Origin of the sequence: Devosia sp. Leaf420 (assembly GCF_001425445.1) — a bacterium.
In the GTDB taxonomy this organism is placed as follows: Bacteria; Pseudomonadota; Alphaproteobacteria; order Rhizobiales; family Devosiaceae; genus Devosia.
Window position 1 is genome coordinate 113,938 of the sequence record NZ_LMQU01000001.1, and the last position, 15,180, is coordinate 129,117.

The window sequence follows — 15,180 nt, forward strand, 5'->3', positions numbered from 1 at the left end:
GTTCAGTCCAATACGTGTTTGATCGCCGCGGGCAGATCGGCGTAGCTATCGACGAGAATATCGGCGCCGGCGGCCAGCAACTCGTCGTTGTCGTGATGGCCCCAGGTGACGCCGATGGCCTTGGTGCCGGCGGCCTTGCCCATTTCGATATCGTAGGTCGTGTCGCCGATGATGACCGTGTCGGCTTTGTCGGCGCCGGTTTCGGCCATGGCGCGCAGCATCATGCCGGGATGTGGCTTGGATGGGTTGTGATCGGGCGTCTGCAAGGTCACGAAATGATCGGCGATGCCGTGTAGTTGGGTCAGCCGGTGAACGCCATTGAGGCCCTTGCCGGTGGCGATACCGAGGAGAGCCTCGGGCCAATCCTTAAGGAGATCAAGCGCTTCGCGGGCGCCGGGGAAGAGACCCTCACGGCCTTCGGCTTGGACGAGCGAGGCGCGATAGTGCTTGCGATAATCCTCGGCCATCTGCTCGGCCTGGGGAGTCACATCGGTGCCGAGGAGACGCGCGATGGCGACCGGCAGCGATAGGCCGATGACGCGGCGCGACTGGGCCGGGCTTGGTGGGGGAAGCCCGGCAGTCTCGAAGGTGGTCGTCATATGTTCGACGATCAGGGCTTCGGTGTCGATCAGCGTCCCGTCCATGTCGAACATAATCAGCTTCATGCATTGTCCTCAGGATCGGTATCCTGCACGTCGAAGCGTTCGGCATCAAAGCCAAGGGCATCCCAGCTTTCACGCATATGCCGCGGCAAAGGCGCTGAAATATCTAGCCTTTTGCCATTGCGGAGCGGGAGAGCGATGCGGCGGGCGTGAAGATGCAGCCCCTCGCCGAGGCCGGGCGCCGGCATCCAGTTTTCGATGTTGAAGTAGCGCGGATCGCCGATGATCGGCGTGCCAAGCTGGGCCATGTGAACGCGGAGCTGGTGGGTGCGGCCGGTGACGGGCTTGAGTGTAACCCAGGCAAAGCGGCGGCTGGCGGTGTCGGTGGTCGAATAGTAGCTCGAGGAGTGGACGGCGCCGGGCGCGCCATTCTTGACTACGACCATCTGCTCACCGTCTTCGGTGACGCGCTTGGCGATGAAGCAGGAGATTTCGCCTTGGCGCGGCGTCGGGTTGCCGGCGACCAGGGCCCAATAAATCTTGCGGGCCGAACGCGACATGAAGACCTTGCCGAAATGCGTGGCTGCAGCGGCGGTCTTGGCGACGACGAGGCAGCCGGAGGTGTCGCGGTCGAGGCGATGAACGAGGCGCGGTGGTTCGCCGAGCTTGTTGGGCAGGCTTTTCAGGAGGCCATCGAGGTGGCGCGTGGTGCCGCTGCCGCCCTGCACGGCCAGGCCATGGGGCTTGTTGAAGACGTAGAGGTCATCATCCTCATAGAGGATTATGTCTTTGACATATCTCGCATCTTCCTGGTTGACCTTAACCGGACGGACCGTACCGGGATCATCAACCGGTGGAATGCGGACGACCTGGCCCTCGGCGAGGCGCGTGCTGGTTTCGGCCTTGGCCTTATCGACCTTGACCTCGCCGTTGCGGATCAGCTTTTGCAGGCGGCCAAAACCAACCTGGGGGAAATGCCGGGCAAACCAGCGGTCGAGACGCATGCCGTCTTCGTCTGCCGTGACTTCCCGATGTTGAACGCCACTCATGCGGGGCCGCCTCTCGTTATCAGAAGGCCGAGATATAGGCCTATGAGGCAAACTACAACCGACAAGGCGACATAGAGCCCAGCTTGCAGCCATGCGCCGCGCTCGAAGAGGGTTATGGTATCGAGAGAGAAGGAGGAAAAGGTGGTGAAACCACCGAGAATGCCGACGGCGACGAAGAGCCGGGCTTCCTCCTGATTGGGCGGCAGAAAACGGGCCATAAGGCCAACAAAGACGCCCATGGCGATCGAGCCGATGATGTTGATCAAGAGCGTCGCCAGCGGAAAGCCCATTGGCCAAAGGCGGCCGATCAACCCGGCTAGACCGTATCGGGCCATGGCGCCGAGGGCGCCGCCAGCGCCGACGAGGAGGAAGCCGTTCATGGCTGGTCCGATCTGGCGCAAGAATAGCACTGGAACTGTCGCACGGGGATTACTCGTCTAGCGCGTTGCGATTGCGGGACTTTTCGGCACGGAGGCGCGAGAAATAGTCCATGCGTTTTTTAAGATCACGCTCGAAGCCGCGCTCGACCGGCTGATAAAACTGTTGTCGGCCAAGGGCTTCGGGGAAATATTCCTGGCCCGAGAAGGCGTCGGGGACATCGTGATCGTATTGGTAGCCCTCGCCATAGCCTTCGCCCTTCATCAGCTTGGTTGGGGCATTGAGAATGACCATGGGCGGCATGGGCGAACCGCTTGATTTCGCGAGAGAAATTGCCGCCTTGAAGGCAGTGTAGACCGCGTTGGATTTGGGCGCGAGGGCGAGATAGACGACAACTTGCGCCAGCGCGAGTTCGCCTTCGGGGGAGCCGAGCATCTGGTAGGAATCGCGGGCGGCAATGGCCAGTGGCAGCGCCTGGGGATCGGCATTGCCGATGTCCTCAGAAGCCATACGAATCAAGCGTCTAGCCAAGAAAAGCGGATCCTCGCCCGCAACAACCATGCGGGCGAAATAATAGAGCGCGGCATCGGGATCGGAGCCGCGAATGGTCTTGTGGAGCGCGGAAATGAGGTTGTAGTGGCCGTCCTGCGCTTTGTCGTAAATGGGTGCGCGACGCTGCACTACTGTTAGCATTCCGTTAACATCGAGCGTCTCATTGGCGCGAGATGACGCCAAGATCTCTTCGACGAGACCCAGAAGCGCACGACCATCGCCATCGGCGAGACCGAGGAGGGTGTGACGCGCTTCGTCGGTCAGCGGCAGGGTGGAGCCGAGGAGCGTTTCGGCGCGCTGGAGGAGCAGCTCGAGATCGGACGCAGCCAGCGACTCGAAACGGAGGACCTGGCTGCGGGACAAAAGCGCGGCGTTAAGCTCGAAGGATGGGTTCTCGGTCGTCGCGCCGACAAGCACGACGGTGCCGTCTTCCATGACCGGCAGGAAGCTATCCTGCTGGGCGCGATTGAAGCGATGAATCTCGTCGACGAACAGCAGCGTGCGATGGCCTGAGAGGCGCTCGAAGCGGGCCTTCTCGAAAACCTTCTTGAGATCGGCGACGCCGGAGAAGATGGCGGAGATTTGCTCGAAGCGGAAACCGATCTGATCGGCGAGGAGACGCGCAACCGTCGTCTTGCCCGTGCCGGGCGGGCCCCAGAGGATCAGGGAGACGAGGCGGCCGGAAGCGAGCATGCGCGTCAGCGTGCCGTCGGGCCCGAGTAGGTGTGTTTGGCCGATAACTTCATCAAGCGCGCGCGGGCGCAACTGGTCGGCGAGCGGACGGGCCTTATCGGTTTCGGTGGGGTCGGCGGCGAAGAGGTCGGACATGGAATTTATCTAGCAGATTGTCTCGTGCTGCGCACCAGTCCGAGGGGCGGCGCAGACTGACAAAATGATTCACAAATGCTGGCCAGCTCCTTGTGCGGCATGACTTTCTGGCGCTGGGAGCGAGGGAGATGCGGTGTTGTGCCGGTGTTTGATTTCAGCGACAGTTCAGGCTCATGAGGAGGAAATGAGCATGGTTCGCGGATTGCTGGCTCTGATGGTGATTGTGGGTGCAGGCTGCATGCCGACGTGGGCGCAGGAGGATGCGGTCGGGGTGCCGGGGCCGGTGGTCTATGATGGCACGAGCTTTGAACTGGCGTGGACGAGCCACCCGACCGAGACATTCTACAAGCAGGAATATGTGCCCGCGGGCCAGACGGTCGAGCGCTATGATAAAATGTTCATGGTGGATGTGCTGACCGAGGGGCCGACGCCGGATGCTGCGGCGCAGTCGATCGTGGAATCGCTCGGTGAGCGGAAGGGCACCGATCCGGTGGTCAATTTCCAGGTCATGAAGAATGAAGCGACGGGCGAGGTTTTGCTCGACTTCCTGCTGAGCAGCGACGAGGGCGGGACGCTGATCGTCGAATGGAATGCCTATCGCTATGTGCCGGTGGGTGATGGCGTCGCGATGTTTGGGATTAGCCGTCGGGGATATGATGACGGGGCGGCGGATTTGCTGATGGCGCTGAAGGATTGGCGCATGGGGGCGATTGAGGAATTGGCGGGGATGGAGTTGCCGGAGATCGTGGTGGAGTGAAAGTGGGCTCGTGGGTGTGGCTCCACCCCCTCCCGGCCTCCCCCATCTAGGGGGAGGTGAGGATCGAGTTTGGGACAGTGGCGGTGCATGCCCGAGGGCGGTTGAATAGCTTTCAATGTCGTCACCACCCGGCTTGTCCGGGTGGTCCATGCGGAGGAGAGATGGATTGCCCGGACGAGCCGGGCAATGACGATAGGCGTGGCTGAGGGGGGCTAGCTCAGCCTAATATTGACCTATCCACTGACAATAGCCCTGCTCACTCTTCCGTCGCGTTGGAGGATAATCTGCCAGGTCCTCACGCGCTGCGAGGCTAGGGTGCTGAAGGACTGGGCGTCGGTGATGACGGTGTCGTTGAGCTGGAGGATGATGTCGTCGACCTTGAGGCCCATGGCTTCGGCGGGTGAGCCGGAGGCGACGGCGGTGACGATGACGCCTTTGACGTCATAGGGGAGATTTTTGGACTCGGCCAAGGCTGGGTCGAGCTGGCGGACCGTGACGCCCGAGAAGCGCGAGGTGGCCGAGATGGTGGCGGTTGCGTTGTCTGCGGGCGCTGGGGCGGCTTCGACGGGGAAATCGACGGTGTCGGTGGCCGTGCCGCGGAGGCGTTCGAGCTTGGTGGTCTGGCCGATCGGCTTGGTGGCCAGGCGGAAGTTGAAGGCGCTGGGGTCATCGACCTTTTGGCCATCGACGGAGAGGATCACGTCGCCAGACTTGAAGCCGGCGCGGGCGGCGGGGCCATCGGGGGCAACTTCGGTGATGAGGGCGCCGTGGGGGGCATCCATGCCGAGACTTGTGGCGATGTCGGAATCGACGGCCTGCATCTTGGCGCCGAACCAGGGGCGGACGATGGCGCCACCGGTGACGCCGGCATCGGCGACGAGCTTGGCCATATTGGCGGGAATGGCAAAGCCAATGCCAACCGAACCGCCGGACTGGGAATAGATGGCGGTGTTGATGCCGACCAAGTGCCCCTGCATGTCGACGAGGGCGCCGCCGGAATTGCCGGGATTGATGGCGGCGTCGGTCTGGATGAAGAACTCGTAGTTTGAGCTTTCAACGCCCGTGCGCGCGAGCGCCGAGACGATGCCCGAGGTCACGGTCTGGCCGACGCCGAAGGGATTGCCGATGGCAAGAACCAGATCGCCGACGAGAAGCTTGTCGCTATCGGCAAAGGTGATGGCCGGGAAGGTGACGCCTCGTGGATCGCGGACGCGGAGGACGGCGAGATCGGTCTGCTGATCTTCGACGACCACATCGACTGCGAATTCGCGGCCATCGCTGAGGGAGATGCGGACATCTGTGGCGCCGTTGATGACATGGGAATTAGTGAGGATCACCCCGCCGCCATCGACGATGACGCCGGACCCTAAGGCGCGGGATTCACGCGGGCGGGACTGGAACTGATCGCCGAAGAAGCGGGAAAAGAACGGGTCATTGGCGAAGGGCGACGCGGATTGGGCTTCGATGCGCGTCGCGTAAACATTGACGACCGAGGGGGAAACAGCCTGAACGATGGGCGCGAAGCTGAGCTGCACCTGGGGCTGGCTTGTGGGCACGGCGCGCGGCGCGGTGTCTGGGATGGCGTCAGTTGAGGGGGGCGGCGTGGCAGCTTGTGCCTGAACCTGTTGAACCTGCGCCTGCCCCGGAGCGTTCCAGGGGGAGAAGGCCAGTGTGCCGCCGATGGCGATGACCGCCACGGCGAGACCCGAAAAGACGAGCGATCGCAAAGACATGGGTAAACCTTCAGCTGCGGATTTCTGGCCCGCTGGCCTTCCGCTTGCACAGCGACGAAAGCGCCCGGATTCTGTCATCAAAATGACGCGGCAACATTGTTGTTTCGCAAGGCAAATAAACGTTTGCGCGAGGGGTCACACGGCCCTATATGCAGCGCTCGATTTCGCGATGTTTACGAAACGGAAACACTTAAGCACCGCGAATTTCCCTGACCTCTCCAGCCCCGAAAGGCCTGTTGTCCAATGACTGACGAGCCGAAGACCGTTTACGCCAATACGTCCGCCCTGATCGCGGCCGAGGCGCCGGACTTTCCTTCTTTCCTTTTCTCAGAAAAGGAATTCCACCGGGCTGTTAAGGTCTTCAGGAAGGGTTTTGACGGGCTTCTTACATATGCCGTGAAGTGCAACCCCTCGCCGCACATCATTGCCCAGCTGCACCGCGAAGGCCTCAAGGCGTTTGACGTCGCATCGAACACCGAAATGGAACTGGTGCGCGACCATGCGCCGGGCGCGGTGATGCACTACAACAACCCGATCAAGAACAAGCGCGAAATCGAGCGCGCTTATGAAGAGTTCGGCGTTCGCTCCTTCACCATCGACCACCCCCAGCAGCTCGACCAGCTTGCCGCTGTCGTTTCCCCATCGCGCGACGTGGAAGTCACTACGCGCTTCAAGGCCGGCAAGGCACTGAAGAGCTACGACTTCGGAATCAAGTTCGGCGTCATGGAACAGGGTGCGGCCGAAATCGTGCAGGCCGTCGAGAAGATGGGCTACACCCCCAGCCTTTGCTTCCACGTCGGTTCGCAGTGCGAAGACGCCTATGCCTATGAGCGGCATATCGCGGCTGCAGCGCGTATCGTCGAAGAGGCCGGCATCGATCTCAAGCGCCTCAATATCGGTGGTGGCTATCCCGCCCCCTACCCGACCAGCGAAGCGCCGCCGATGGACTATTATTTCGAGACCATCTCGCAGGCCGTTTCCGACCATTTTGGCGACAAGAACAAGCCCGAACTGATCATCGAGCCGGGCCGTGCGCTCGTGACCTCCTCGACGTCACTGCTGTTGCGCGTAAAGCATCAGCGCGGCGGACAATCGGTCTATGTGAACGATGGCGCCTACGGTTCGCTGATGGAAGTGAAGTTCATGCACTTCACCCCGCCGCTCCGCGTCTGGCGCGGGCCGCGTGTGCACGACAACGATCAGGAATTCTCGGAATTCACCATCTGGGGCCCGACTTGCGACAGCTATGACGTGCTGCCGCAGGTGTTCACCCTGCCGGCCGATATCGATGAAGACGACTGGATCGAATTCGGCCTGATGGGTGCTTATACCCAGGCTTCGCTGACCCCGTTCAACGGCTTTGACCATCGCGACCAGTATTGGGTCGAGGACGTGTATACGGGCAAGGATATGGCGCCGGCTGAGTAAGAATTTTGCGCGTTTGATTGTGGACCCGCTCGAGCTGATGGCTCGGGCGGTTTTTGTTTTGTTGGAACGTTGACCACTCACCGACTGTCATCCCCGCGGAAGCGGGGATCCATCTTGAGATCTCGGGATGGGCCCCGGCCTTCGCTGGGGTGACAATCGAGCTGGGGTTGGAATCAGGAAACACTGAGTCTCCGCAGTGGGTTAGCCAGCAGCCTTCACGGACTGATTCAGCGTCTTTTTGGGCTGGATCAGCCCGAGGCGGAGGAGGCTTTCGGCGGCGGAGAGGATGGCGTCTTCGGGTGCGTGGTAGGGGCGGCCGAGGAGGCGTTCGCCTTTTCGGCCATCGAAGTGTTTTTCGTTGCCGATGTCGTTGATGATCTGGCGGACGGGGCCGCCGAAATTGGCTAGGAGCCGCATGATCCAGTCGGGGACGGTTCTGAGCGTCACCGGATAATCGGGATAGGCGGCGCGGAGGATGGCGGCGACTTGCTCAAAACTTTGATAGGGGCCGGTGCAGAGATAGCGCTGGCCGATGGATTCGCGGCTGCGGAGCGCGGCGAGGTGCAAGGCGGCAACGTCGCGGACGTCGCTGATGGCAAAGCCGATGCGCGGCATGGCGGGGGTCGAGCCATCGAGGAGGCCACTGACGAGGCCAAGGGAGATGCTGGTTTCCTTGTCCGTCGCGGGGCCGAGGATGGCGCCGGGGTGGATGGTGGTCAATTCCAGTCCCTTGCCGCTGGCGAAGGCCCAAGCGGCCTGCTCGGCGCGCGTCTTGCCGATGCAATAGGCCCAGGGGTGACGGAGTTTGGTTAGGTCGGTGAAATCGGCCTCGGTATAGGTGCGCTGGCCGGAATGATGATCGTGGCCATAGCCGACGGTGACGATCGAAGAGGTCATGATGACGCGGCGCACGTGTTCCTGGGCCGCGAAGCGGAGGACGCGCTCGGTGCCTTCGACGGCGGGGCGAATGACCGTCGACGGGTCCTTGGGCTCGGCGGCGGTGATAACAGTCGCCACGTGCATAACGGCCTGAACGTCCTCCATAGCTCGGGCCCAACCAGCATCATCGAGGAGATCGGCCTCGACGATTTCGAGGCGATCGGAGAGGCCGGGCGCAAGGGTGTCGAGGGCGGCATTGATGCTGAGGAGCTTGGTGCGGCTGCGGACGGTCCCGCGCACGCGATATCCAGCGCGCAGAAGCTCGCCGATGAGGTGCTTGGCTACAAAACCGGAGGCGCCGGTGACGAGGATGCGGTCCATGATTTGCCCCCAAATTTCTCTCCCCTGCCCTACACTCAACGGCTTAGAGCCGGAAGCGGCAAAATCAGTTGGCGGGCATGAAATTTTTGCGTGGCAATGGGTTAGCCGTCATACGCGTGTCGCTTTGTGGTCATGGCGGAGAAATCTGCGGGAGATTAGTCTGAAAGCATTTCGGCCAATCGTCTAGCATGCATGGCGGGAGACACCTGCCGCTGCCACAAGGAGGCAAGAATGCAGTTTCTCGTCGCGATCCATCTGCCTGACGACTACGACCCGACCAGTGAAGACGCGTCGCTGCGGCAGGAAATTTCCGACCTCAATGAAGAGATGATCGCTCAAGGCGTGCGCGTCTTTGTCGGCGGGCTTGAGCCGGCGACCCGGGCGCGGACCATTCGCGCGGCCAGCAATGGCGGGATCATGGTCACCGATGGGCCATTCGTCGAAACCAAGGAGCATGTCGGCGGCTTTTGGGTGCTGGACTGTGCCAGCGTCGAGGAAGCTGTCGAATGGGGGCGTAAGGCCACGGTGGCCTGCCGGGCACCGGTCGAGGTGCGGCAGTTTCTGGGTGCGCCGCCGGAGAGGTTGAAGGCAAGGGCGGAAGCCGAGACGAAGGGGTCATCCACACCATGAAAATGGATGGCGCGTGCCACTGCGGCAATATCGCTTTTGAAGCAGATATCGATCCGGACCGCGTGCGGATATGTCATTGCACCGATTGCCAGCAGCTGTCGGGTACCGCTTTCCGTGTTGTGGCGCCCTGCCCCGAAGTGCACTTTCATCTTCTCCGCGGCCAGCCAAAAATCTACGTCAAAACCGGGGACAGTGGCAGCAGGCGGCAACAAGCATTCTGCGGGGACTGTGGATCAGCGCTCTATGCCACGTCTGACGAGCCCGCTGGGCACCGGCAGTATGGGCTGCGAATTGGGGCTTTGACCCAAAGGCGGCAATTAATTCTGGGTAAGATCAGCGTTGCCGTGGCTACCCATGCTGCCTAGGGAGCCGCACGATGACCAATGAACAAACAAAAAGGGCGGCCACTGGGGCCGCCCTTTGAATTTGGAAGAAGCGAGGCTTATGCGGCTTCGGCTTCGTTTTCGTCGTACTGGACCGGACCGGAATCCTGGCCCTTGGCATCGACGTCGCGATCGACGAATTCGATGACGGCCATCGGGGCGTTGTCGCCATAGCGGAAGCCGGCCTTCAGGATGCGGATATAGCCGCCCTGACGTTCAGCATAACGGGGCCCAAGAACGGCGAAGAGCTTTGCAACCATGGCTTCGTCGCGGATCTGCGCGATGGCCTGGCGGCGAGCGTGCAGGTCGCCGCGCTTGCCGAGGGTGATGAGCTTCTCGACGATCGGACGGAGGTCCTTGGCCTTGGGAAGGGTCGTGACGATCTGTTCGTGCTTGATCAGGGCAGCGGACATGTTGGCAAACATGGCCTTGCGGTGAGAAGCGGTACGGCTGAGTTTGCGGCCGCGATTACCGTGTCGCATGGGTATCTCCTAAAATCTTGGCAGCGCCGGATCAATAATGATCTTCGTAGCGCTTGGCGAGGTCATCGATATTCTCAGGGGGCCAATTGGCCACGTCCATCCCGAGATGAAGCCCCATCTGTGCCAGGACTTCCTTGATTTCATTAAGCGACTTGCGGCCGAAGTTCGGGGTCCGCAGCATCTCGGCTTCCGTCTTCTGGATGAGGTCGCCGATGTAGACGATGTTGTCGTTCTTGAGGCAGTTGGCCGAACGGACAGACAGTTCGAGCTCGTCGACCTTCTTGAGCAGCGCCGGGTTGAAGGCGAGTTCCGGGACAGAGTCCTGGGCCTTTTCCTTGGTGGGCTCTTCGAAGTTGACGAAAACCGACAGCTGGTCCTGGAGAATGCGCGCAGCGTAAGCCACGGCATCTTCAGGCGACACGCCGCCATTGGTTTCGACTGACAGCGTCAGCTTGTCCTTGTCGAGGCTTTCACCGGCACGGGTCGCATCAACCTTGTAGCTGACACGGCGCACAGGCGAGAACAACGCATCGACGGGAATGTACCCGATCGGGGCATCTTCCGGACGGTTCTTGTCGGCCGGGACATAGCCCTTGCCGGAATTGACGGTGAACTCGATGTTGATCTCGGCGCCATCGTCGAGGTGGCAGATCACGAGTTCGGGGTTCAGGACTTCGATATCGCCGGAGACCTTGATGTCACCAGCGGTCACGGCACCCGGACCCTGCTTGGAGAGAGTAAGACGCTTCGGGCCCTCGCCACCCATCTTGATGGCGATTTCCTTGACGTTGAGCACAAGGTCAGTGATGTCCTCACGCACGCCGGGAAGCGACGAAAATTCGTGCAGAATGCCATCGATCTGGATAGCGGTTACTGCTGCGCCCTGAAGCGAAGACAGCAAGACGCGACGCAGGGCGTTGCCCAGGGTAAGGCCGTAGCCGCGCTCAAGCGGTTCGGCAATAACCGAAGCCTGACGCGCATCGGCACTATCCGAAACAATCTCCAGCTTGGTCGGCTTGATGAGTTCCTGCCAGTTCCTCTGGATCGTCACGGTATTGTCCTTTCAAAATCGCGGCCCGGAAGGCCGCACCGCCGCAAACACAATAGGACTCCCGGCCAAAAGCCGGGAGTTTACCAAGTGGTCTATTCGTTAGACGCGGCGCCGCTTGCGCGGACGGCAACCATTGTGCGGGATGGTGGTGACATCGCGGATCGAGGTGACGTTGAAGCCGGCTGCCTGCAGCGCGCGGAGCGCCGATTCACGGCCTGAACCTGGACCACGAACTTCGACCTCAAGGGTCTTCATGCCGTGTTCCTGAGCCTTCTTTGCAGCATCTTCAGCGGCAACCTGGGCAGCATATGGGGTCGACTTGCGCGAGCCCTTGAAACCCATAACGCCCGAGGAGGACCACGAAATCGTGTTGCCCTGCATGTCGGCGATGGTGATCATGGTGTTGTTGAAGGAGGCGTTTACGTGTGCAACGCCCGAAGTGATATTCTTGCGCTCCTTGCGGCGGACGCGCGTCGTGTCAGTCTTTGCCATTCAATTCCTCTGGGGTATCGGCGCTGCCGTAGTACCAGCAGCTCCACCACGGAAGAAGCGGATCAGGATTTCAGCGATCTCCTTGCCGGAGACCAACCTACCCTGCATCCGCCCTTCCAATTCACATTACCAACCCGCTTGTGCGGGCCAGCTCTTACTTCTTCTTGCCGGCGATCGGCTTGGCCGGACCCTTGCGGGTACGAGCATTGGTATGCGTACGCTGACCGCGGACCGGCAGGCCACGGCGGTGACGCAGACCGCGATAGTTGCCGAGGTCCATCAAACGCTTGATGTTCATTGCAACGTTACGGCGAAGATCGCCTTCCACGACGTAGTCGCGGTCGATCGCTTCACGGATCTGGATAACTTCGGCGTCGGTCAGTTCATTGACGCGGCGCTCGGCCGGTATACCGACCTTGGTCGTGATATCATTGGCGAACTTTTCGCCGATCCCGTGAATATACTGCAGCGCGATAACCACGCGCTTGTTCGTCGGGATATTGACGCCAGCAATACGAGCCACGTCTGCTCTCCTTCATTCAACACGCGCCATCGCGGCGGGTGTCTTTAAACAACAAGGGACCGGATTTCGACCCCCAACCAATGTGAGGAACCGAACCCAGCCCAAAAATCCATGAGACTGGTGCGGTTCTTTAAGGATTCGAAAAGGCGAAGTCAACAGTCCCCGCCCTACGAACTTACTTGTCTAGAGCCTTCTTGATGGCTCCAGTGACATTCTCGACCGGCTCCATGCCGTCCACCGTCTTCACCAGACCCTGTTGACCGTAGTAATCGACCAATGGGGCGGTGCTGGTGGTGTAGACATCCAGGCGCTTGCGGATGACGTCCGGATTGTCATCCGGACGATTGCTATCCTTGGAGCGCTGAATCACCCGGCGCACGAGCTCGTCGGCATCTGCCGTGAGCTCGATGACGGCGTCAAGCTTGAGACCTTTGTTCGCGAGCATGGAATCGAGGGCCTGAGCCTGCGCAATGGTGCGCGGGAAACCATCGAGGATGAAACCAGGCTTGCAGTCTTCAGCATCGATTCGTTCGGAGACGATGCCGTTGACAATAGTATCCGAGACGAGATCGCCCCGATCCATGATCGCCTTGGCTTCGAGCCCAAGCGGCGTTTGATCGGCAATAGCGGCCCGCAGGATGTCACCAGTGGACAATTGCGGGATGCCGTAGGCTTCAACCAGAATCTTGGCCTGCGTGCCCTTGCCCGCCCCTGGCGGTCCCAACAGGATCAGTCTCATCGACGCTTGCCTCCTCCAAGGCGGGATTTCTTCAGCAGCCCCTCATATTGCTGGGCCACGAGATGGCTCTGGATCTGGCTGACCGTATCGAGGGTCACCGTCACCATGATCAGCAGCGATGTGCCGCCGATGAACTGAGCAACCGCAAGCTGGCTGAACATCAGCTCCGGAATCAGCGCGATCACCGTGAGGTAAAGGGCACCGACAACGGTGATGCGCGTCAACACATAATCGATGTGCTGCGCGGTGCGCTCACCCGGACGAATGCCCGGAATGAAGCCGCCAGAACGCTTGAGGTTGTCTGCCGTCTCGGTCGGATTGAAGACAATGGCCGTGTAGAAGAAGGCAAAAAAGATGATGAAGAAGGCAAAGAGCGCCAGGTGCAGCGGCTGACCGCGGCCGAGGAGCGCCGTGACCGTCGTCAGCCAGCTCGGGGCATTGCCCTGGGCTGCGAAGGACGCGATCGTTGCCGGCAAAAGCAGCAGCGAGGAGCCGAAGATCACCGGGATAACACCCGAAGTGTTCAGCTTGAGCGGCAGATGCGAGGTATCGCCCTGGAAGAGCTTATTGCCCACCTGACGCTTCGGATACTGGATCAGAAGCCGGCGCTGCGCACGCTCGAAGAAGACGATGATGGCGATGACGATCAGCGCCAACACAATCATGCCGACCGCAGCAAAAGCAGGAATTGCGCCAGTGCGGCTCAATTCGAGCGTCTGGGCGACGGTCGAGGGAAGATTGGCGACGATACCGGCGAAAATGATCAGCGAGATGCCGTTGCCGACGCCACGCGAGGTGATCTGCTCGCCGAGCCACATCAGGAACATGGTGCCGCCCACAAGGGTGACCACGGTCGAGAGGCGGAAGAACCAGCCTGGATTGAGCACAACGCCCTGGCTGCCCTCGAGACCGACCGCAATGCCATAGGCCTGCACGGCGCAGAACACGACCGCCAGATAGCGGGTGTACTGGTTCATCTTGCGGCGCCCGGCTTCACCCTCTTTCTTGAGAGCTTCGAGCTTTGGCGAAGCGGTCGCGATCACCTGCACGACGATCGAGGCCGTGATGTAGGGAATCAGGTTGAGCGCAAAGATGGCCATACGCTCAACGGCACCGCCGGAGAACATATTGAACATGCCGATGATGCCCTGCTGGCTCTGCTCGAAAGTCGCGCGGAACGCATCGGGATCAATGCCCGGAACAGGAATGAAGGTGCCCAAACGATAGACAAGCAGCGCGCCCAGTGTGAACCAGATGCGCTGCTGAAGGGCTTTCGCCTTGGAAAAGGTCGAGAAACTGAGATTGCGAGCAAGTTGCTCGGCTGCGGACGCCATACTTCGCTCCCTAGAGCCGTGTGCGATTCGACGGGATCAAATCGGATGCCCTAAAACTTTGTTGTCGCAAGGCTCGTACGGAAAACCGCTGCGCATATTTCCCGCGCCCTGCCCTATGGCCGAAAGCCAGAGGCGCTTGGAGCGCCCAAGGAGCATATAGGACAGCAACCCCGGCGCAACAAACCAAAAAACGCACCCGACCGCGAGGCCGGGTGCGCAATCACCAAATTACTTGGCGGCGTATGGGGTCTTCTTCCAGGTTTCCTTGACCGGGATCAAGTCAACCTTGCCGCCGGCGCCTTCGATGGCAGCGGTAGCACCCTTGGTCGCATAGTCCACCTTGAAGGTGACCTTGGAGGCGGTGAAGCCTTCCGAACCAATGAGACGGACACCGTCCTTGGCGCGACGGATCACGCCGGCAGCCAAGAGCGCAGCCGCGTCGATGACGCCCTTTGCATCGAGCTTGCCCGAGTCGATATAGGCCTGGATGCGGTCAACGCGAACCTGGTTCCAATCCTTGGGATTCCAAGCATTGAAGCCACGCTTCGGCATACGCATGTGAAGGGGCATCTGGCCGCCTTCGAAGCCGTTGATCGCGACACCGGCGCGGGCCGTCTGGCCCTTGCCACCACGACCACCGGTCTTGCCAACGCCGGAGCCGATACCACGGCCGACGCGAACGCGGACCTTGTTAGCGCCGTCGTTGTCGCGAAGTTCGTTCAAACGAGTCATTTGTCGAGCCTTCCCTTTTACTCGCCGATTACACGGACGAGGTGCGGGACCTTGTTGATCATGCCACGGACTTCGGGCGTATCAATCAGCTCGCGCTCTTTGTTCATCTTGTTCAGCCCGAGACCGATCAGGGTCGCGCGCTGGCTCTTTTCGCGGCGGATCGGCGAACCGACCTGCTTCACGGTGATCATCTTCTTGTCAGCCATTGTGCTTCTCCGTTCCTACGG

17 protein-coding genes and 1 pseudogene are annotated in these 15,180 nt (G+C 60.8%); 4 read left to right on the forward strand and 14 right to left on the reverse strand.

Going from position 1 to position 15,180, the window contains the following annotated elements; translation table 11 throughout:
* Positions 1-2 precede the first annotated feature (2 nt).
* Genes ASG47_RS00595 through ASG47_RS00610 form a run of 4 tightly spaced genes read right to left on the reverse strand, consistent with a single transcriptional unit; the run spans position 3 to position 3,409 of the window.
* On the reverse strand, positions 3-665 hold the full coding sequence (locus ASG47_RS00595; protein WP_061906809.1) for an HAD-IA family hydrolase: 663 nt from the start codon (positions 663-665) through the stop codon (positions 3-5).
* Positions 662-1,651, reverse strand: a complete 990-nt coding sequence (locus ASG47_RS00600) for an RluA family pseudouridine synthase (RefSeq protein WP_061906810.1) — start codon at positions 1,649-1,651, stop codon at positions 662-664. Before ASG47_RS00600 ends, ASG47_RS00595 begins: the two co-directional genes overlap by 4 nt.
* Entirely contained in the window at positions 1,648-2,031 is a 384-nt protein-coding gene (gene crcB / locus ASG47_RS00605; protein WP_061906811.1) for a fluoride efflux transporter CrcB, read from the reverse strand. The genes ASG47_RS00600 and crcB overlap by 4 nt, the downstream gene beginning before the upstream one ends.
* A gap of 49 nt (positions 2,032-2,080) precedes the next feature.
* Positions 2,081-3,409: a replication-associated recombination protein A gene (locus ASG47_RS00610; protein WP_061906812.1), complete on the reverse strand. Its 1,329-nt coding sequence runs from the start codon at positions 3,407-3,409 to the stop codon at positions 2,081-2,083.
* Between the two features lie 184 nt (positions 3,410-3,593).
* On the opposite strand from ASG47_RS00610, the gene ASG47_RS00615 reads away from it, so the two are divergent.
* Positions 3,594-4,166, forward strand: a complete 573-nt coding sequence (locus ASG47_RS00615; RefSeq protein WP_061906813.1) for a hypothetical protein — start codon at positions 3,594-3,596, stop codon at positions 4,164-4,166.
* A 233-nt stretch (positions 4,167-4,399) separates the two neighbouring features.
* Here ASG47_RS00615 and ASG47_RS00620 read toward each other — a convergent pair whose 3' ends face one another.
* Positions 4,400-5,899: a Do family serine endopeptidase gene (locus tag ASG47_RS00620; RefSeq protein ID WP_082511495.1), complete on the reverse strand. Its 1,500-nt coding sequence runs from the start codon at positions 5,897-5,899 to the stop codon at positions 4,400-4,402.
* A gap of 243 nt (positions 5,900-6,142) precedes the next feature.
* Here ASG47_RS00620 and ASG47_RS00625 point away from each other — a divergent pair, with 243 nt between their 5' ends.
* Positions 6,143-7,327, forward strand: coding sequence for a hypothetical protein (locus tag ASG47_RS00625; RefSeq protein WP_061906814.1), 1,185 nt, complete (start codon positions 6,143-6,145; stop codon positions 7,325-7,327).
* A gap of 201 nt (positions 7,328-7,528) precedes the next feature.
* Here the strand turns inward: ASG47_RS00625 and ASG47_RS00630 are convergent, their stop codons facing one another.
* Positions 7,529-8,587, reverse strand: a complete 1,059-nt coding sequence (locus tag ASG47_RS00630; protein WP_061906815.1) for an NAD-dependent epimerase/dehydratase family protein — start codon at positions 8,585-8,587, stop codon at positions 7,529-7,531.
* A 231-nt stretch (positions 8,588-8,818) separates the two neighbouring features.
* On the opposite strand from ASG47_RS00630, the gene ASG47_RS00635 reads away from it, so the two are divergent.
* Entirely contained in the window at positions 8,819-9,217 is a 399-nt protein-coding gene (locus ASG47_RS00635; protein ID WP_061906816.1) for a YciI family protein, read from the forward strand.
* Positions 9,214-9,604, forward strand: a pseudogene (locus ASG47_RS00640) (GFA family protein). The gene ASG47_RS00635 and the pseudogene ASG47_RS00640 overlap by 4 nt, the downstream one beginning before the upstream one ends.
* A gap of 55 nt (positions 9,605-9,659) precedes the next feature.
* Here ASG47_RS00640 and rplQ read toward each other — a convergent pair.
* The 8 genes from rplQ to rpmD form a co-directional block, all read right to left on the reverse strand.
* The gene (rplQ, locus tag ASG47_RS00645; protein WP_061906817.1) at positions 9,660-10,082 is read right to left on the reverse strand and encodes a 50S ribosomal protein L17; all 423 of its coding nucleotides are present in this window, start codon (positions 10,080-10,082) and stop codon (positions 9,660-9,662) included.
* 31 nt (positions 10,083-10,113) lie between these two features.
* Positions 10,114-11,133: a DNA-directed RNA polymerase subunit alpha gene (locus ASG47_RS00650; protein WP_061906818.1), complete on the reverse strand. Its 1,020-nt coding sequence runs from the start codon at positions 11,131-11,133 to the stop codon at positions 10,114-10,116.
* Between the two features lie 99 nt (positions 11,134-11,232).
* The gene (gene rpsK / locus ASG47_RS00655) at positions 11,233-11,625 is read right to left on the reverse strand and encodes a 30S ribosomal protein S11 (protein WP_061906819.1); all 393 of its coding nucleotides are present in this window, start codon (positions 11,623-11,625) and stop codon (positions 11,233-11,235) included.
* 154 nt (positions 11,626-11,779) lie between these two features.
* On the reverse strand, positions 11,780-12,148 hold the full coding sequence (rpsM, locus tag ASG47_RS00660) for a 30S ribosomal protein S13 (protein ID WP_061906820.1): 369 nt from the start codon (positions 12,146-12,148) through the stop codon (positions 11,780-11,782).
* A 175-nt stretch (positions 12,149-12,323) separates the two neighbouring features.
* Entirely contained in the window at positions 12,324-12,887 is a 564-nt protein-coding gene (locus ASG47_RS00665; RefSeq protein WP_061906821.1) for an adenylate kinase, read from the reverse strand.
* A complete protein-coding gene (gene secY, locus ASG47_RS00670; RefSeq protein WP_061906822.1) occupies positions 12,884-14,221 on the reverse strand; it encodes a preprotein translocase subunit SecY in 1,338 nt (445 codons plus the stop codon). Before secY ends, ASG47_RS00665 begins: the two co-directional genes overlap by 4 nt.
* Before the next feature lie 228 nt (positions 14,222-14,449).
* Positions 14,450-14,953 (reverse strand): 50S ribosomal protein L15, encoded by a 504-nt coding sequence (gene rplO / locus ASG47_RS00675; RefSeq protein WP_061906823.1) that lies wholly within the window; start codon positions 14,951-14,953, stop codon positions 14,450-14,452.
* Between the two features lie 17 nt (positions 14,954-14,970).
* Positions 14,971-15,159, reverse strand: coding sequence for a 50S ribosomal protein L30 (gene rpmD / locus ASG47_RS00680; protein ID WP_061906824.1), 189 nt, complete (start codon positions 15,157-15,159; stop codon positions 14,971-14,973).
* Between the last annotated feature and the right edge of the window lie 21 nt (positions 15,160-15,180).